The 17,757-nt window shown below is 67.1% G+C and carries 18 protein-coding genes; 14 read left to right on the top strand and 4 right to left on the bottom strand.

Features of this window, described 5'->3' with window-relative positions:
* Window position 1: 1 nt before the first annotated feature.
* The 5 genes from AAIL68_RS00315 to AAIL68_RS00295 are packed head-to-tail and all read left to right on the top strand — an operon-like array spanning window position 2 to window position 4,523.
* Entirely contained in the window at window positions 2-1,282 is a 1,281-nt protein-coding gene (locus AAIL68_RS00315; protein WP_347137494.1) for a TRAP transporter large permease, read from the top strand.
* A 41-nt stretch (window positions 1,283-1,323) separates the two neighbouring features.
* Complete coding sequence (locus tag AAIL68_RS00310) at window positions 1,324-1,560, top strand: cupin domain-containing protein (RefSeq protein ID WP_347137769.1); 237 nt, start codon at window positions 1,324-1,326, stop codon at window positions 1,558-1,560.
* A 14-nt stretch (window positions 1,561-1,574) separates the two neighbouring features.
* Window positions 1,575-2,402, top strand: a complete 828-nt coding sequence (kduI, locus tag AAIL68_RS00305) for a 5-dehydro-4-deoxy-D-glucuronate isomerase (RefSeq protein WP_347137493.1) — start codon at window positions 1,575-1,577, stop codon at window positions 2,400-2,402.
* Entirely contained in the window at window positions 2,399-3,124 is a 726-nt protein-coding gene (kduD, locus tag AAIL68_RS00300) for a 2-dehydro-3-deoxy-D-gluconate 5-dehydrogenase KduD (RefSeq protein WP_347137492.1), read from the top strand. Before kduI ends, kduD begins: the two co-directional genes overlap by 4 nt.
* Entirely contained in the window at window positions 3,102-4,523 is a 1,422-nt protein-coding gene (locus tag AAIL68_RS00295) for a mannitol dehydrogenase family protein (protein WP_347137768.1), read from the top strand. The genes kduD and AAIL68_RS00295 overlap by 23 nt, the downstream gene beginning before the upstream one ends.
* 9 nt (window positions 4,524-4,532) lie before the next feature.
* On the opposite strand, the gene AAIL68_RS00290 is transcribed toward AAIL68_RS00295, so the two are convergent.
* The 4 genes from AAIL68_RS00290 to AAIL68_RS00275 all read right to left on the bottom strand — a co-directional run bounded on the left by AAIL68_RS00290 (window position 4,533) and on the right by AAIL68_RS00275 (window position 8,895).
* Window positions 4,533-5,432 (bottom strand): sugar kinase, encoded by a 900-nt coding sequence (locus AAIL68_RS00290; RefSeq protein WP_347137491.1) that lies wholly within the window; start codon window positions 5,430-5,432, stop codon window positions 4,533-4,535.
* A complete protein-coding gene (gene uxuA, locus AAIL68_RS00285) occupies window positions 5,432-6,643 on the bottom strand; it encodes a mannonate dehydratase (protein ID WP_347137490.1) in 1,212 nt (403 codons plus the stop codon). Before uxuA ends, AAIL68_RS00290 begins: the two co-directional genes overlap by 1 nt.
* Before the next feature lie 12 nt (window positions 6,644-6,655).
* Window positions 6,656-7,333 carry a GntR family transcriptional regulator gene (locus tag AAIL68_RS00280; RefSeq protein WP_347137489.1) on the bottom strand — a complete coding sequence of 226 codons (678 nt, stop codon included), beginning with the start codon at window positions 7,331-7,333 and terminating at the stop codon, window positions 6,656-6,658.
* Between the two features lie 119 nt (window positions 7,334-7,452).
* Complete coding sequence (locus tag AAIL68_RS00275; protein ID WP_347137488.1) at window positions 7,453-8,895, bottom strand: 2-isopropylmalate synthase; 1,443 nt, start codon at window positions 8,893-8,895, stop codon at window positions 7,453-7,455.
* A gap of 121 nt (window positions 8,896-9,016) precedes the next feature.
* Between AAIL68_RS00275 and AAIL68_RS00270 the strand changes: the two genes are divergently transcribed.
* The 9 genes from AAIL68_RS00270 (at window position 9,017) to ugpB (ending at window position 17,720) form a co-directional block, all read left to right on the top strand.
* Complete coding sequence (locus AAIL68_RS00270; RefSeq protein ID WP_347137487.1) at window positions 9,017-10,675, top strand: NAD+ synthase; 1,659 nt, start codon at window positions 9,017-9,019, stop codon at window positions 10,673-10,675.
* A 64-nt stretch (window positions 10,676-10,739) separates the two neighbouring features.
* On the top strand, window positions 10,740-10,883 hold the full coding sequence (locus AAIL68_RS00265) for a hypothetical protein (protein WP_347137486.1): 144 nt from the start codon (window positions 10,740-10,742) through the stop codon (window positions 10,881-10,883).
* Between the two features lie 48 nt (window positions 10,884-10,931).
* Window positions 10,932-11,312 carry a hypothetical protein gene (locus AAIL68_RS00260; protein ID WP_347137485.1) on the top strand — a complete coding sequence of 127 codons (381 nt, stop codon included), beginning with the start codon at window positions 10,932-10,934 and terminating at the stop codon, window positions 11,310-11,312.
* Window positions 11,313-11,482: 170 nt separating this feature from the next.
* Window positions 11,483-12,310 carry an iron uptake transporter permease EfeU gene (gene efeU / locus AAIL68_RS00255; RefSeq protein WP_347137484.1) on the top strand — a complete coding sequence of 276 codons (828 nt, stop codon included), beginning with the start codon at window positions 11,483-11,485 and terminating at the stop codon, window positions 12,308-12,310.
* A gap of 1 nt (window position 12,311) precedes the next feature.
* On the top strand, window positions 12,312-13,484 hold the full coding sequence (gene efeO / locus AAIL68_RS00250; RefSeq protein ID WP_347137483.1) for an iron uptake system protein EfeO: 1,173 nt from the start codon (window positions 12,312-12,314) through the stop codon (window positions 13,482-13,484).
* Entirely contained in the window at window positions 13,484-14,773 is a 1,290-nt protein-coding gene (efeB, locus tag AAIL68_RS00245; protein ID WP_347137482.1) for an iron uptake transporter deferrochelatase/peroxidase subunit, read from the top strand. The genes efeO (AAIL68_RS00250) and efeB overlap by 1 nt, the downstream gene beginning before the upstream one ends.
* Window positions 14,724-15,635: an iron uptake system protein EfeO gene (gene efeO / locus AAIL68_RS00240; protein ID WP_347137481.1), complete on the top strand. Its 912-nt coding sequence runs from the start codon at window positions 14,724-14,726 to the stop codon at window positions 15,633-15,635. The genes efeB and efeO (AAIL68_RS00240) overlap by 50 nt, the downstream gene beginning before the upstream one ends.
* Entirely contained in the window at window positions 15,635-16,201 is a 567-nt protein-coding gene (locus AAIL68_RS00235) for a DNA-3-methyladenine glycosylase (protein WP_347137767.1), read from the top strand. Before efeO (AAIL68_RS00240) ends, AAIL68_RS00235 begins: the two co-directional genes overlap by 1 nt.
* Before the next feature lie 199 nt (window positions 16,202-16,400).
* Complete coding sequence (gene ugpB, locus AAIL68_RS00230; RefSeq protein WP_347137480.1) at window positions 16,401-17,720, top strand: sn-glycerol-3-phosphate ABC transporter substrate-binding protein UgpB; 1,320 nt, start codon at window positions 16,401-16,403, stop codon at window positions 17,718-17,720.
* The last annotated feature ends 37 nt before the right edge of the window (window positions 17,721-17,757 follow it).

Below are 17,757 nucleotides of genomic sequence, written 5' to 3'. Positions count from 1 at the left end.
CATGGAATACCTGATCCTCTTCGGTGTCTTCACCGTCCTGATGCTGATCGGCACGCCGATCGCCTTCTGCCTTGGCATCTCCAGCCTTGCCACGGTCGGATACCTGGGCCTGCCGCCCCTGGTGGTGTTCCAGCGCCTGTCGGCGGGGATTTCCGTCTTCACGCTGATGGCGATCCCCTTCTTCATCTTCGCGGGCGACCTGATGGTGCGCGGCGGCATCGCGGCGCGGATCGTGGCCTTTGCAGGCTCGCTGATCGGCCATGTCCGGGGCGGGCTGGGACAGGTCAACATCGCGGCTTCCACGCTGTTCGGCGGCATTTCCGGTTCTGCCGTGGCCGAGGCCGCGGCGGTCGGCGGCATCATGATCCCGCAGATGAAGGAACGCGGCTACGGCGCGGACTACGCGGTCAACGTGACCTCGATGGCGGCGCTGATCGCGCTGCTTCTGCCGCCCAGCCACAACATGATCATCTATTCGATCTCGGGCGGGGGGCGGATCTCCATCGCCGACCTGTTCACCGCCGGGATCATTCCGGGGTTGCTGCTGGCGCTGGCGCTGTCGGTCACCGCCTATCTGGTCGCCCGCAAGCGCGGCTATCCGACCGAGCCCTTCCCCGGCTTCGCCCGCGTGGGTTACTTCCTGCTGCAATCCATCCCCGGCATGCTGCTGATCGCGATCATCTTCGGCGGGGTGCGGTCGGGCATCTTCACGGCCACCGAAAGCTCGTGCATCGCGGTCATTTACGCGCTGCTGGTGACGATGCTGGTGTATCGCAGCATGTCGTGGTCGGACTTCGTCCACGCCACCCAGCAGGCGGTGCGCACGACCGCGATGGTCCTGCTGATCATCGGCATGGCGGGCGCCTTCGGCTGGCTGATGGCCTATCTGCATGTGGCGCAGATATCGCTGAACTGGATGCAGTCTGTGTCGGACAATCCCTTCGTGATCCTTCTGATGATCAACATCGTGCTGCTGGTCCTGGGCACCTTCATGGACATGTCGCCCCTGATCATCATCACCACGCCGATCTTTTTGCCGGTCGTGGCGGCCTTCGGCGTCGATCCGGTGCATTTCGGCGTCATCATGATCCTGAACCTGGGGATCGGGCTGAACACGCCGCCGCTTGGCCCAGTCCAGTTCGTCGCCGCCGCCGTGGCGCGGATTTCCATCTGGGAAGCGATGCGCAGCGTCTGGCCCTTCTATGCGGCGGGCCTGATCGTGCTGCTGCTGGTGACCTATGTACCCGCCCTGTCGCTGTGGCTGCCGGGGGTGTTCAAGTGAGCGACCCGATCCGCACCGTGCTGGCCCATTCCCCCGAACTGATGGTCGTCCGCTTCGCCTTCCAGGCGGGCGACCAGGGGGCGCTGCACAGCCACCCCCATGTGCAATCGACCTATGTGCAGTCGGGCCGCTACCGCTTCACCATGGACGGCCGCGACTTCGAGGTCGGGCCGGGCGACGCCTTTGTCATCCCCTCGGGCGCCGAGCATGGCTGCACCTGCCTGGAGGGGGGCGAGCTGATCGACAGCTTCACCCCCCGCCGCGACGATTTCCTGTGAAAGGCCAAGAGACCATGACCACCCATGTCGAAACCCGCCACGCGATCCATCCCGATCATGCGAAACGCATGGGCACGGCGGACCTGCGCCGGCATTTCCTGACCGAGGGCCTGTTCGCGGATGCCGAAATCCGGCTGGTCTATACCCATTACGACCGCTTCGTGCTGGGTGGCGCGGTGCCGAACGGCGCCGACGTGACGCTGGACAAGATCGCGGAGACGAAAACCGCGACCTTTCTGGAGCGGCGCGAGATGGGCATCGTCAACATCGGCGAGACGGGCTCGGTCACGGCGGCGGGCCGGACATGGGAGATGAAGAAGGGAGATGTCCTTTACCTGGGCATGGGCTCGGGCGCGGTGACGTTCAGCGGCATGGGTCGGTTCTACATCACCTCCTGCCCCGCGCATCGCGAACTGCCCTGCCGGTTGATCACCGTCGAGGACGCGAAGGAGATGAAGACCGGCGCGGTCGAGACCTCGAACAAGCGCACTATCCGCCAGTTCATCCACCCGCTTGTCATGGAAAGCTGCCAGCTTGTTCTGGGCTATACCACACTGGAGGACGGGTCGGTCTGGAACACCATTCCGTCCCATGTCCACGACCGGCGGATGGAGGCCTATCTGTATCACGGCATGGCGCCTGAATCGCGCGTGCTGCACCTGATGGGCGAGCCGCAGGAAACGCGCCACCTGTTCGTCGCCAACGAACAGGCGGTGATCTCGCCCTCCTGGTCGATCCATTCGGGCGCGGGGATCGGCGGCTATACCTTCATCTGGGCCATGGCGGGCGACAACGTCGATTACACCGACATGGACTTCATCCAGCCGGGGGATCTGCGGTGAACCCGTTTTCGCTGGACGGCCAGACAGCTCTTGTCACCGGCGCCAATACCGGCATCGGCCAGGCCATCGCGGTCGCCATGGCTCAGGCGGGGGCCGAGGTCATCGCCGCAGGCCGCCGCGATTGCGACGAGACGCTGGCGCTGATGGGCGGTGGCCGCCAGATGCGGCTGGATTTCAGCGACCCGATGGCGGCGCGCGATGTCTTCGCATCCGAGCGCATCGACATTCTGGTGAACAACGCGGGCATCATCCGCCGCGCCGATGCAGTCGAGTTCTCCGAGGCCGACTGGGACGAGGTGATGGACACGAACCTCAAGGCGCTGTTCTTCACCTGCCAGGCCTTTGCGAAGGCGGCCTTGCCGCGCGGGCGGGGCAAGATCGTCAACATCGCGTCCTTGCTATCCTTCCAAGGCGGCATCCGGGTGCCGTCCTACACGGCGTCCAAGCACGGCGTCGCGGGGCTGACAAAGCTGATGGCGAACGAATGGGCCGCATCCGGGCTGAACGTCAACGCCATCGCGCCGGGCTATATCGAGACGAACAATACCGAGGCCCTGCGCGCCGATCCCGGCCGATCCCGCGCGATCCTTGACCGCATCCCTGCGGGCCGCTGGGGCCGGCCCGAGGATATCGGCCAGACCGCCGTGTTCCTGTCTGCCCCCGCCTCGGACTACATCAACGGCGCGGTCCTGAATGTCGATGGAGGCTGGCTTGCACGATAGGCTTTACCGCGAGTCCACGACCGCCACGGGCATCGTCCACCTGGGTCTCGGCGCCTTCTTCCGGGCGCATGGCGCGATCTATGTGGCCGAGGCAGGAGGCTGGGGCATCACCGGCGTCTCGCTGCAGTCGCCGGGCACACGCGACAGGCTGAAACCGCAGGGCTGGGCCTATACGGCGCTTGAACTGGGGCCGGATGGCGAGAAGCCGCAGGTGGTGACGGTGCTGCGCGATGTGCTGGTCGCGCCCGAGAATCCGCAGGCCGTGCTGGACGTGATGGCCGCGCCCGCCACGCATATTGTCAGCCTGACGGTGACGGAAAAGGGCTATTGCCATGAGCCGTCCACGGGTCGCCTGAACGGCGATCATCCCGACATCCGGCATGACCTGGAAAACCCGCTGCCGAAATCCGCGCCGGGCTTCCTGGTCCGCGCCCTGGCCGCGCGCCGCGACGCGGGGCTGCCGCCCTTCACGGTGCTGTGCTGCGACAACCTGCCGGAAAACGGCCGGGTCGTGCGCGGCGTGGTCCTTGAACTCGCCCGTCTGATCGACCCGGCACTGGCGGACTGGATCGAAGCCCACGGGGCCTTTCCCGCGACCATGGTGGACCGCATCGTGCCCGCCACGACGCCCGCCGACCTGGACCGGCTGGAGGCTATGACCGGCATCCGCGACGAGGCGCCGGTGATGCACGAGCCCTTTCGCCAGTGGGTAATCGAGGATCACTTCTGCGGCCCGCGCCCGGCCTTTGAAAAAGTCGGCGTGCAGATGGTCGCCGATGTGACGCCCTATGAGCACATGAAGCTGCGGATGCTAAACGGCACGCATTCCAGCCTCGCCTATCTAGGCTATCTGGCGGGGCATGAAACCATCGCCGACGCGATGGCCGATCCGGTTTTCGCAGGCTTCGTGCGCCGCCTGTGGCGGGACGAGATCATCCCCGCGCTGACCCCTCCGCCGGGCGAGGATCTGGCCGCCTATGCCGACGCACTTGCCACGCGCTACGCCAACCCGGCGATCCGGCACCGCACCTGGCAGATCGCCATGGATGGCAGCCAGAAGCTGCCGCAGCGGATCCTGGGGACGATTGCCGAAGGACGGGCTGCGGGCCGTGCGGTTCAGGGGCTGACGCTCGCCGTGGCGGCCTGGATGCGCTATGCCTCGGGCCGCGACGAAAAGGGCCGGCCGATCGAGGTCAAGGATCCGCTGGCCCCGCGCCTTGCCGCGCTGTGGCGCGAGGATCCGGCGCAGACGGTGGCGGGCTTTCTTGCCTTGACCGAAGTGTTCCCCCCTGCCCTGCGCGACGATGCAGGCTTTGCGGCGGATCTGGTGGCCGCACTGACGGGGCTGGTGCGGGACGGCGCGCGGGCGGTGGTGGCGGGCGTTGAAGCGGTGGGGTGAAACCCCACCCTACAGCGCCTCGGCCACCAGGGCCCCGCGATGGCGGATCACCTTGCGGCTGAGGTCGTGGCCCGCCGCAATGGCCGCCGCGCAGTCCGCGCCCGACAGGCTGGCCGCCAGATAGCCCGCGTTGAAGCTGTCGCCCGCCGCCGTGCTGTCCACCGGAGTTTCGGGTTCAAGATCGGTGACGGTGCCCGTCCCGTCACGCCCGCCGAAGCGGATCGGCCCGCCCCCGTTCTTGACCACCACCTGCCCCGCTCCAAGCGCCAGATAGCGCGTAACGGTCGCCTGTGGGTCGGCGTCGCCGAAATGCGTGGCCTCGTCGTCGAAACTGGGCAGGACCAGGTCGGCGCCCCCCGCCGCGTCGCTGATTCCCTGCCGCATGGTCGCCGCATCCGCCCAGAGGCGCGGGCGCAGGTTCGGATCGAAAACCACCCGCGTGCCCGCGGCCTTGGCGCGGGCAAGGGCGGCCAGCAGGTTCGCGCGGCCTTCCGGCGGCAGGATCGCCACCGTGATGCCCGAGAAATAGGCGAGTGCCGCCCCATCAAGCGCCGCGTCCAGCACCGCCGGATCATCCGCCAGCCGCCTGGCCGCCGACGTGTCGCGCCAATAGGCGAAGCTGCGTTCGCCACCCTTCAGGCTGATCGCGTAAAGCCCGATTTCGCTGTCGGGATCGCGGCCGACATGGGCGGTGCCGATCCCTTCCGCCGTCAGGAAATCCACCATCTGCTGGGAAAAGGCCCCTTGGCCCACGCGAGACAGGTAATCCACCTGCCAGTCCCCGCCCAGCAACCGGCGCAGATACCAGGCGGTGTTCAGCGTATCGCCCGCGATGCCAACACGCCACAGGCCGGGCTGGTCCGACTGGCCCAGTTCGACCATCGCCTCGCCCATCGACAGGATGCGCATCACGCGGGCCCGTGCTGGCGCGACAGGGCAAGTTCCACCCCGCGCAGTTCCGCCAGCCCCTTCAGCCGCCCGATGGCCGGATAGCCGGGCTGCCCTCCTCGACCGATGTCGTCCAGGATGTCCTGTCCGTGGTCGGGGCGCATGGGGATGCGCCAGTCCCCGCGCCCCGCCGCCCGCCTGCGCGCCTCCTCGGCCAGGATGGCGTCGATCAGGTCCACCATGTCGGTCTGGCCGGACAGGTGCTCATCCTCGAAGAAGCTGGCGGGGACGGTGTCGCTGTCGCGGCGGACGTTCCTCAGGTGCAGGAAATGCACCCGGTCGCCCAGGCGGCGCATCATGCCCGGCAGGTCGTTGTCATGCCGCGCGCCAAGCGAGCCGGAACAGAGCGTGATGCCGTTCGCGGGCAGGTCCACGGCGGCGATGCGTTCGGCATAATCGGCCTCGGTGGACATGATGCGGGGCAGGCCCAGTAGCGGGAAGGGCGGATCGTCCGGGTGGCAGCACAGCCGCATTCCCAGATCCTGCGCGACAGGTGCCACCTGTTCCAGGAAGTCGTTGAAGTTGCGGCGCAGCACCGCATCCGTCACCGGGGCATAGGTCTGCAGCAACTCGCGCACATCGCCCATGGTCAGATGCTCGGCCGCGCCGGGCAGGCCGAAGACCACGTTTCCGGCAAGCAGTTTGCGGATCGCATCGTCCATTGCGGCAAAGCGGCGGGCGGCGGCGTCGCGCACATCTTCCGGGAAATCATCGGCCGCACCGGGACGTTCCAGGATATGGATGTCGAAGGCCGCGAAGTCGGTCAGGTCGAAGCGCATGCAGCGCGCGCCGTTGGGGCGGCGCCATTCCAGGTCGGTGCGCGTCCAGTCCAGTACCGGCATGAAGTTGTAGCAGATCACCCGGATCCCCGCCGCGTGCAGGTTCCGCATGGATTGGATCCAGTTCTGCACATGGCCCCGCCAGTCGCCGGTCTGGGTCTTGATCGCCTCGCTGACGGGCAGGCTTTCCACGACCTCCCATTCCAGGCCCGAAGGCGCGCCGTCGCGCATCACGGCAAGCTGGTTCTGGCGCAAGGCGATCTGTTCGGGCGACCAGACCTCGCCGCTGGGGACGTGGTGCAGCGCCGTCACCACCCCCTGGACGCCCGCCTGCAGCATGTCGTCGATCGAGACGCGATCGTTCGGGCCGAACCAACGCCAGGTGTGTCGCATGCGGGGATCCTCTCAGTCGGTGAAATAGTCGGGCTGGGCCGCCGCCATCTGCGGCACCTCGGCCAGCATCTGGCGCAGATGGGTGCGCATCGCGGCCTCCGCCGCATCAGCGTCGCCATGCCGCAGGGCATCGAGGATCTGCCGGTGTTGGCCGATGGTGAAGCTGCGGTCGAAGGCGCGCATGGACAGGTGGCGCAGCCGGTTCATTTGCGCCTTGAGCCGTTCCAGATCGGCCCAGACGGCGTCCTGCCCGGCAGCCTGCGCCAGCAGGTGGTGGAAGCGGTCGTCGGAGTCGATGAAATCCTCGACCGAACCGGCCTTGTCGGCGCGGTGCTGCGCGGCGATCTCGTCCCCCATCCGGTCCAGAAGGTCGCCTGGCCGGGCCTTTGCCACGGCGCGGGCCAGATCGGCCTCGACCGCCTCGCGGATGAAGCGCGCGGACAGGACGGCGGACACCGAGATCCTGCTGATATAGGTGCCGCGCTGCGGGCGGACCTCGGCCAGGCCGTCGCTGGCCAGGCGGATGAAGGCTTCCCGCACCGGCTGGCGGCTGATGCCGATGGCGCTGGCGACTTCGGTTTCGCTGATCCTCATGCCCGGCGGCAGGTCGCCCCGCTGGACGCGCTTGCGCAGCCAGTCATGGACCTGCGAGGCGGTACTGGGCGCGATGGTGATCCTGGCAATGTCCATAATGGCCTCCTGCAATATCAGTATGCCATACTTCCATACAAGTAAAGACATTCGTAGGGTGGGGTTTTTACCCCACCGTGCTGGCAAAGGACGGCAAAATGGTGGGGTGAAACCCCACCCTACGGTGTTGGCGCCTCGCCGGGCATGGCGGGCGTTTCCGCAGCCTCTCCCTCGGGCGCGGGGCCGCTTTCCACCAGCCGGTTCTGGTCCCATTCGCCGGAGGCGACCTCTCCGCTGGCATAGCGCATGACGCCCTGGCCCTGCCGCTTGCCCGCGACGAAGCTGCCTTCATAGCGGTCGCCGCTGGCATAGGTGGCAACGCCGGTGCCGTCGATCTCCCCGGCCTTCCAGCCGCCTTCATAGACGAAGCCGTCCGGGGTGGTCAGCTTGCCCTGGCCTTCGCGCAGCCCGTTCACGAACTGGCCGGTATAGACGGTGCCGTCGGGATAGGTTGCCTGGCCTTCGCCGTGGCGCTGACCGTCTGCCCAGGCGCCGGTATAGACATAGCCGTCGGGATAGGTCATCCGGCCCTGGCCGTGGTTGCGGGCATTCCTGAAGCCGCCCTCATAGACCATGCCATTGGCATAGGTGGCCTTGCCCTCGCCCTCGATCACCCCGGCCTTCCACTGGCCGGAATAGCTGGCGCCGTCGGGATAGGTGATGGTGCCGGTGCCGTCGGGGCGGTCGGCCTTCATCGTGCCGGTATAGACGGACCCGTCGGGATAGGTGATCTGGCCCTCGCCCTCCATCCGGCCCTCGACCCAGGCGCCGGTATAGACATAGCCGTCGGTGCCGGTGAAGGTGCCCTGCCCGTGGCGGCGGTCAGACTTGAAGGCGCCGTCATAGACATCGCCATTGGCATAGGTGGCGACGCCCTGTCCCTCTCGCTTGCCGTTCAGCATCTGGCCTTCGTAGCGGTCGCCCGTCCCCTGGACCAGCACGCCCGAGCCCGACATCTGCCCCGCCGACCAGATGCCGTCATAGACCAGCCCGTCGGCCATGGTCAGCTTGCCCTTGCCCGCGCGCTGGCCGGCCAGCATCCCGCCTTCATAGACCGCGCCGTCGGGATAGGTGATCCTGCCCTGGCCCTCCTTGACGCCCGCGTTCCAGTCGCCTTCGTAGCGATAACCGTTGGGCTGGGTCAGCACGCCCTTGCCCTGATGCAGGCCCTTGACGAAATCGCCGGTATAGACCGACCCGTTGGCATAGCGCGCCACGCCCTTGCCGGTGATCTCTCCGGCGACCCAATCGCCCTCATAGGTGCCGCCATCGGCATAGGTGATCTTGCCGGTGCCGTTGGGCTTGCCTTCGGCAAACTGGCCTTCGTAGACCGATCCGTTCGGGAAGGTGGCGCGGCCCTGGCCCAGGATCTCGCCTTCCACCCAATCGCCTTCGTAGCGATAGCCGTTGGGCAGGGTATAGCTGCCCTGGCCGTGCTGGCGGCCGTTGCGGAAGGTGCCCTCGTAGACGCCGCCATCGTCGTATTGCTTGGTCACGACCTGCGCATCCGCCGCGGTTCCTGCCAACAGCGCCAGCACAGCCGCCCAACTTGCCGCCTTCATCGCCACTTGCCCTTCGTCTTTTGCCCATGGTCTAGCGCAGCGGGCCCCCGCGCGCAAAGCCCGACTTTTCCTTTCGCAGCCCCTCGCCTATCAGGGGGCCGAGAAAAAAAGGGGCCGCGCCATGACCGACCGTTTCCGCCTGACCATCGGCCAGTTGAACGCCACGGTCGGCGATCTTCAAGGCAACGCGGGCAAGGCGCGGCAGGCGTGGGAAGCCGCGAAGGAAGCGGGCGCCGACATGCTGGCCCTGCCCGAGATGTTCATCACCGGATACCAGACCCAGGATCTGGTGCTGAAGCCCGCCTTCACCCGCCAGGCCGAGGAGCAGATCCTTGAACTCGCCGCCCTTTGCACAGGCGGCCCGGCCCTTGGCATCGGCGGGCCGAGGCGGGACGGCGACAAGCTTTACAATGCCTATTGGGTCTTCAAGGACGGCGCGCTGATCGCCCACGTGCTGAAGCACCGCCTGCCCCACAAGCAGTTGTTCGACGAATTGCGCCTGTTCGACAGCGGCCCGATCAGCGGTCCCTATCCGGTGGGGGGCGCCCGCATCGGATCGCCCATCTGCGAGGACGCCTGGTCCCCGGACGTGGCCGAGACCCTGGCCGAGACGGGGGCCGAGATCCTGGTGGTGCCGAACGGCTCGCCCTATCACCGCAACAAGCTGGATCTGCGCATGGGCCACATGGTCGGGCGTGTCGTGGAAACGGGCCTGCCGCTGGTCTATGTCAACATGGCCGGCGGCCAGGACGACCAGCTTTACGACGGCGCAAGCTTCGTGCTGAACCCCGGCGGGCACAAGGTCGTCCAGTTGCCGCCCTTCCAGGAAATGCTGGCCCATGTGGATTTCACCCTGACGGATGATGGCTGGCGAGCCGAGCCGGGCCTGATGGCGCCACAGCCCGACGAATGGGAACAGGACTATCAGGCGATGATGCTGGGCCTGCGCGAATACCTGCGCAAGTCGGGCTTTTCCAGGGTGGTGCTGGGCCTGTCGGGCGGCATCGATTCCGCGCTTGTCGCCGCCATCGCCGCCGACGCCATCGGGCCGCAGAACGTCCATTGCGTGATGCTGCCCAGCGAATACACGTCCCAGGCCAGCCTGGAGGATGCCGCCGATTGCGCGGCCCGCCTGGGCGTGCGGCTGGACACCGTTCACATCGACGGCGCGCGCGACGCGGTGGGCAGCGCCCTGGCGCATCTGATGGAGGGCACCCGGCCCGACATCACCGAGGAGAACATCCAGTCCCGCCTGCGCGGCGTGATGCTGATGGCGATCTCCAACAAGTTTGGGGGGATGCTGCTGACCACCGGCAACAAGTCCGAGATCGGCGTGGGCTATGCCACGATCTATGGCGACATGGCGGGCGGTTACAATCCGATCAAGGATCTGTACAAGACGCGGGTGTTCCAGACCTGCCGCTGGAGGAACGAAAACCACTGCGACTGGATGATGGGCCCGGCGGGCGAGGTGATCCCGCCCCGGATCATCGCCAAGCCCCCTTCGGCGGAACTGCGCCCCGACCAGAAGGACGAGGATTCGCTGCCCCCCTACGACATCCTGGACGCGATCCTGGAAGGACTGGTCGAACAGGATCTGTCGCTGCGCGATCTGGTCGGTCGGGGCTTCGATGCTGACACTGTGACCAGGGTCGAACGGCTGCTTTATGGCAGCGAGTGGAAGCGGTATCAGGCCGCGCCGGGGCCGCGCATCTCGACCAAGGCCTTCTGGCTGGACCGCCGCTATCCCTTGGTGAACCGCTGGCGCGACAAAGCGTAGGGCGAGCCCCGCCGCAGTCCTGCGGTTTCGGGGGACGGTATCGTGACCGAAAAGGAGGCCGCTCGTGGCCGACAAGGACCAGCAGCCGGAACGGCGGAACGGCCAGGGCGGACACGAGGGCAAGCCCCATTCACCGCAAGAGTTCGACGTGAGGAACCCGGCCAGGATCAAGGACAAGCCGAACGAGGATGTTCAGGAACAGCTTTGACGGTGGTGGATGGTGGGGTGAAACCCCACCCTGCGGTCATCGCATAGGGTGGAGTTCCACCCCACCAACATCGCCAGCCCGTTCAGGCGTTGGGTTTCCACGAAGACCCACGACCGCCGCGATGCAGCCAACGGTCGTAGGGTGGGGTTTCACCCCACCATCGCCGCCCACCCATTCCAAGCGTTCTGTTTCCATAAAGACCATGTCGGCGCCTGGATCCTTGAAGGCTTTAAGACCGGCGCGGTGCAGATCCGGCTTGGAGGACAGGCGCAACGACCGCCCGATCTGATCGAGATCAGCGAAGCGATCCCGATTCGCTGCCGCCCTTGCTTCTCGGCCACCCGCATGGAGCACCGCAGCATCAGGCGGGGCGGTCGCAACGTCATCGCCAATGCCCCGACCTGCCATGGCTTCCGCCCATCCAGATGACCGCACCGAACCGCACAACCCATATCCGACCTAAACAATCTGGATTGACTCGGACGCCGTGTCGCGGCAGTGATCGGCCTGCGGGCATCCGTCGCCCGTCGTTGACCTTACCGCGCCGCCGCCGTGCCGGGCATCACCCCGACGCCGTCGCGATAAGGCCGGAGGGCACCATGCTTGCACCATTCCTCATCATGCTTCGCGAGGGGCTGGAAGCCGCGCTGATCGTGGGCATCATCGCGGGCTATCTGCGCCAGACCGGCCGCGCCGCCTGGCTGCCCGCCGTCTGGATCGGCATCTTCCTGGCCGTCGCCGCAGCCCTGTTCGCGGGTGCCGCGCTTCAGCTTGCCAGCGCCTCGTTCCCGCAAAGGACGCAGGAGTTGTTCGAGGCGGCCATCGGCCTTGTCGCCGTGGCCGTGCTGGTCTGGATGGTCTTCTGGATGCGCCGCGCGGCGCGGTCGATCAAGGGGGAATTGCAGCAGTCGGTCGATGCCGCCGTGACCGGCGGCACCTGGGCGCTGATCGGCATGGTCTTCCTGGCCGTCGCGCGGGAAGGGCTGGAATCGGTCTTCTTCCTGCTGGCAATCTTCCAGCAAAGCCGCGACGGCATGGCGCCCCTGGGGGCGCTTCTCGGGTTTCTCGTCTCGGCCGGGATCGGCTGGGTGATCTATGAAGGGGCGCTGCGGCTGGATCTGGGCCGCTTCTTCCGCTGGACCGGCGTCTTCATCCTGTTCGTCGCAGCCGGGCTGCTGGCCGGTTCGGTCAAGGCCCTGCACGAAGCGGGGATATGGAACGGCCTGCAGGCGCGCGCCTATGACATCAGCCACCTTCTGCCGGAAACCGGCCCCTTGGGCACGGTGCTGGCGGGCCTTCTGGGATACCGCGAGGCGCCCACCCTGGGCGAGATCGCGGCCTACGGGATCTTCCTCGCGGTGATGCTGGTGCTGTTCCTGCGCCCCGCCGTTCCCGCCCGCAGCACCGCCAGGCCGTCCGGGATCTGACATGACCGACATGCAACCCCACGCGGGCTTGGGCCTTGCCGTTGCCGCCGCCGCCATGCTGGCCGTCGCCGGGGGCGGCGCCTTCTGGTATGCCACGCAGAAAAGCGCCGCCGCCGGCCGCGATGCGGGGGCCGACATGACGGTCAGCGTCGGCACCAGAACCTGCGATCCCAGCACCATCACCGTTCCGGGCGGACGCCGCAGCTTCCAGATCGTGAACGCATCCGACCGCCCCATCGAATGGGAAATCCTCGACGGCGTGATGGTCGTGGCCGAGCGCGAGAACATCGCCCCCGGCTTTCGCCAGATCCTGACCGTGCAGCTTGTGCCCGGCGACTATGCCATCACCTGCGGCCTGCTGTCGAACCCGCGCGGCACCCTGCATGTCACGCCATCGGACGAGGCCAGCGCGGCCGCGTCCGAGGTGACGCTGCGCAAGTTCCTGGGGCCGCTGTCGGAATACCGTGTCTACATGGTGATGCAGTCGAACGCCGCCGTGAAGGCCGCCGAGACGCTGCGCGACGCCATCGCGGCGGGCGACCTGACCGCCGCGATGGCCGCATGGAAGGCCGCGCGCATTCCCTATCGCCATCTGGAACCCTTGGCCTCGCGCATCTCGGATCTGGAAAACGCCATCGACCCCAGCGCCGCCTATCTGACGGGGCGGGAGGATGATCCGGGTTTCACCGGCTATCACCGGCTGGAATACGGGCTGTTCCGGCAGAACAGCACCGACGGCCTGGGGCCCGTAGCCGACCGGCTGGTCGCCGACCTGCGGGAACTCTCTGCGCGCCTGAAGGCGATGGAGCTTGATCCGGCCTTGCTGATCGCCCTGCCCGGCGCGATGGCAGGCCAGCTTGCCACCGGCCCTGTCCCGGCGGGAGAGAACCTCTATGCCGGAAACGACCTTGAGGAATGGCAGGCCAGCCTGGACGGCATCGGCAAGCTGACGGGGCTGCTGCGGGGGGTGCTGGCCGGTGTCGATCCGGCACTGGACCGGCAGATCGGTGCGGCCCAGGACAAGGCCGAACAGGATCTGGCCAGCCTGAAGCAGGGCGACACATGGCCCCCCTATGACCAGGTGCCGGACGACCGGCGCCAGCAGTTGGCAGGGTCGCTGTCTGCCCTGCAGGCCGCGCTGGACAAGCTGCAACCGGCAATCGGGATCAACTGATGCGCCTTTCTCCAAGCCGCCGCGATGTTCTTCTGGGCCTTGCCGCAGGCGGGTTTGCCGCCCTTGCCCCGCGGGCCGAGGAAGCCGCCCCCCACCTCGTCGAAGCTCCCCATGTCACCGACGCCCCCGTGGCCGAGCCCCTGGCCGCCCGGCAGCGCGTGCCCTTTCACGGGCTGCACCAGGCGGGCATCACCACGCCGCGCCCCGAAAACGGGCTGATCGCGTCCTTCGACGTGGCCGCGACCTCGATCGACGATCTGGAACGGATGCTGCGGCTGCTGACCGACCGCGCCCGGCTGCTGACCCAGGGGGGCCCGGTCCCCGACCTGGACCCCGCCCTGCCGCCCGCCGATTCCGGGCTGCTGGGGCCGGTGGTCATGCCCGGCAACCTGACCATCACCGTAGGGCTTGGCGCGTCCCTGTTCGAGAACCTGCCCTGGCTTGCCGGGTTGAAGCCCGCCAAATTGCAGCGCATGGCGCAGTTCCCGAACGACGCGCTGGAGGCCGACTCCTGCCACGGCGACCTGTCGATCCAGTTCTGCGCCAACCTGCAGGACACCAACCTGCACGCCCTGCGCGACATCGTGAAGAACCTGTCCGAGTTCCTGGTCCTGCGCTGGATGGTCGAGGGCAACGTGCCCCCGGTCATTCCCGACGCCAATGGCGCCACGCCAAGCGCGCGCAACTTCCTGGGCTTCCGGGACGGTTCCGCCAACCCCGATTCCAACGATGCCGCCCTGATGGACCGCGTCGTCTGGACCACGGCGCCGGATGAGCCCGCCTGGGCGCGGGACGGCAGCTATCAGGTGGTGCGCATCATCCGCAACATGGTGGAACGCTGGGACCGCACCCCCCTGGCCGAGCAGGAGCGCATCTTCGGCCGCCGCAAGATGAGCGGCGCGCCCCTGGACGGCGGGCCGGATGCGACCGAACATGACGCGCCCGACTATGCCGCCGATCCCGAAGGCCGCGCGACGCCGCTTGACGCCCATATCCGCCTGTCGAACCCGCGCGATGCCCAAAGCCCGCGCAACCTGATCCTGCGCCGCGCCTTCAACTATTCGCGCGGCGCGCTGAAGAACGGGCAGCTGGACCAGGGGCTGCTGTTCATCTGCTACCAGGCCGATCTGGAGGCGGGCTTCATCACCGTCCAGAACCGCCTGAACGGCGAGCCGCTGGAGGAATACATCAAGCCCGTCGGCGGCGGTTACTTCTTCGCCCTGCCCGGCGTCCGCGACGATGCGGACTATCTGGGCCGGGCGCTTGTCGATGCAGCCCGGCGGACCTGACGCCCAGCCATCCCCTTCTGACGATCCACCCGGAGAGCACGCAATGACCGCAACCTTCCTTCGCAGCACCGTTTTGGGCCTTGCCTTCGCGGGCCAGGCCTTGGCCGCCGATCCGTCCCTGGACCTGGTGGGGCCGCTGTCCGACTACAAGATCTTCGTGGCGGAAAACACCGCGCAGCTGGTCACGGATACCGAGGCCTTCGTGGCGGCGATCAAGAACGGCGACGTGGAAAAGGCCAAGTCGCTGTTCGCGCCGACCCGCCTCAGCTATGAGCGGATCGAACCCATCGCCGAGCTTTTCTCGGATCTGGACGTGTCCATCGACGCCCGCGCCGACGACTACGAGAAGGCCGAGCAGGACGAGGCCTTCACCGGCTTTCACCGCATCGAATACGGGCTGTGGTCCGAAGGCACCACCGAAGGGCTGGAGGGGTATGCCGACCGGCTGCTGGCCGATATCCGCGAGCTTGACAGCCGCATCACCGCGCTGACCTTCCCGCCGGAAATCGTCGTCGGCGGCGCCGCCGTCCTGATGGAGGAGGTCGCGGCCACCAAGATCTCGGGCGAGGAAGACCGCTACAGCCGCACCGACCTGTGGGATTTCGACGGCAATTTCGACGGCGCGGAAAAGATCTATACCCTGTTCCGCCCGATGGTCGAGGCCGAGAACGCCGATTTCGTCACCAAGGTGGATGCCAACTTCAAGGCGGTGGACGAGGTTCTGGCGAAATACAGGACCGCCGAGGGCGGCTTCGTCTCCTATGAGGAACTGACCGATGCCGACCGCACCGTGCTGGCGGCCAAGGTGAACACCCTGGCCGAGGATCTGGCGACCCTGCGCGGGAAGCTGGGGCTGGGGTGATCCCGGCGCCCTTCAGCAGCCGGATCGCCGGGCTTGATGCGGTCGGACTGGCCCGCCGCCTGGTCGGCGCGCGGCTTACGGTGCGCGGCACGGGCGGGATCATCATCGAAACCGAGGCTTATGGCCGGGACGACCCGGCCTCCCACAGCTTTCGCGGCCCCACGGCGCGGAACGCTGCGATGTTCGGTCCCGCTGGTCATGCCTATGTCTATCGCATCTATGGCATTCACCTGTGCCTGAATGTCGTGGGGCGGCCGGGGGAAGCGGCGCTGATCCGCGCCCTTGCCCCGCAGGAGGGCCTTGACATCATGCGGATGCGGCGGGGCAATGCGCTGCTCTGCAACGGGCCGGGACGGCTGGCCCAGGCGCTTGGCATCCGGCCCGAGGATGACGGGGCATCCTTCGACGGGCCGGACATGACGATCACCCTGCCCGCGCAGCCGCCCGAACTGCTTGCCGGCCCGCGCATCGGCATCAGCAAGGCGCAGGATTACCCCTGGCGCTTCGGCCTGGCCGGGGCACAGGGGCTGAGCCGGCCCTTCCCCCCGCAGGAAACATCGCCCTGATGCAAGGGCGGGCCGGGCCCCGCCATGGCCGGCGCAGGCTACCGCCAAACCCTTGGAATCAATGAATGCGGGCCACGATTTAGCATCATTGACCCTTCCGCAGAACAATGTCACCTTTCCGTCATGGGACCGTTGCACTCGCGTCACCCAAGCCCGCTAGGCCCGGGCGCGAACCGCAACTCCGAAGGGGAGGAACATCATGAACCGTCTTTTCACGGCGTCCGCGCTGGCGCTGATCGCGTCGCTGTCGGCGGCGAACGCCCAGACCGAAATCCAGTGGTGGCACGCCATGGGGGGCGAACTGGGCGCCAAGCTTGAGGAAATCACCAAGGGTTTCAACGAAAGCCAGGACGAATACCGGATCGTGCCGTCCTACAAGGGCACCTATCCCGAAACCATGACCGCCGCGATCGCCGCCTTCCGCGCGAAGCAGCAGCCCGCCATCGTCCAGGTCTTCGAGGTCGGCACCGGCACCATGATGGCCGCCCAGGGCGCCATCGTCCCGGTCCACCAGCTGATGGCCGATCATGGCGAAACCTTCGATCCCGCCGCCTATCTTCCCGCCGTGACCGGCTATTACAGCGACACCGAAGGCAAGATGCTGTCGCTGCCCTTCAACAGTTCGACCCCGATCCTGTATTACAACAAGGACGTGTTCCAGAAGGCCGGGCTGGATCCCGAGACCCCGCCCAAGACCTGGGCCGAGGTCGAGGAGTTCTCGAACAAGATCAGGGGATCGGGCGCTGCGACCTGCGGCTTCACCTCGCGCTGGATCAGCTGGATCCAGACCGAGAATTTCAGCGCCTGGCACAACCAGCCCATCGGCACGCTGGAAAACGGCCTGGGGGGCCAGGACGCGCGGCTGTCGCTGAACGGGCCGGTGCAGGTCAAGCATTGGGACAACCTGAAACGCTGGGCCGATGAAGGGCTGTTCAAGTATGGCGGCCCGGTCGCGGGCGATGCGGCAGCACCGCTGTTCTATTCCCAGGAATGCGCGATCTACATGGAAAGCTCGGGCGGGCGCGCGGGCATCGTGGCCAACGCCAAGGACTTCCAGGTGGGCTACGGGATGCTGCCCTATTACGACGATGTCGAGGGCGCGCCGCAGAACACCATCATCGGGGGCGCCTCGCTCTGGGTGCTGTCGGGCAGGCCGGACGCGGAATACGAAGGCGTGGCCAAGTTCTTCGAATACCTGTCCAGCCCCGAGGTTCAGGCCGACTGGCACCAGTTCTCGGGCTATCTGCCGATCACGCAGGCGGCCTATGACCTGGGCAAGGAACAGGGCTTCTACGACAAGAACCCCGGAACCGAGGTCGGCATCCAGTCGATCACGCTGAACCCGCCGACCGAGAATTCCAAAGGCCTGCGCTTCGGCAACTATGTCCAGATCCGCGCCATCATCGACGAGGAGTTCGAGCAGCTGCTGTCCGGGTCCAAGGACGCGCAGGGCGCGCTTGACGCCGTGGTCCAGCGCGGCAATGCGCTGATCGAGGAATTCCAGGCGCAGAACCAGTAAACCCGGCCTGGGGCCGCGCCTTGCCGCGGCCCCGCCT

The organism is Paracoccus sp. SSK6 (assembly GCF_039770665.1).
GTDB lineage: Bacteria > Pseudomonadota > Alphaproteobacteria > Rhodobacterales > Rhodobacteraceae > Paracoccus.
Note: the sequence above shows the minus strand (reverse complement) of the source record. Positions and strands in the feature narration are given on the sequence as shown.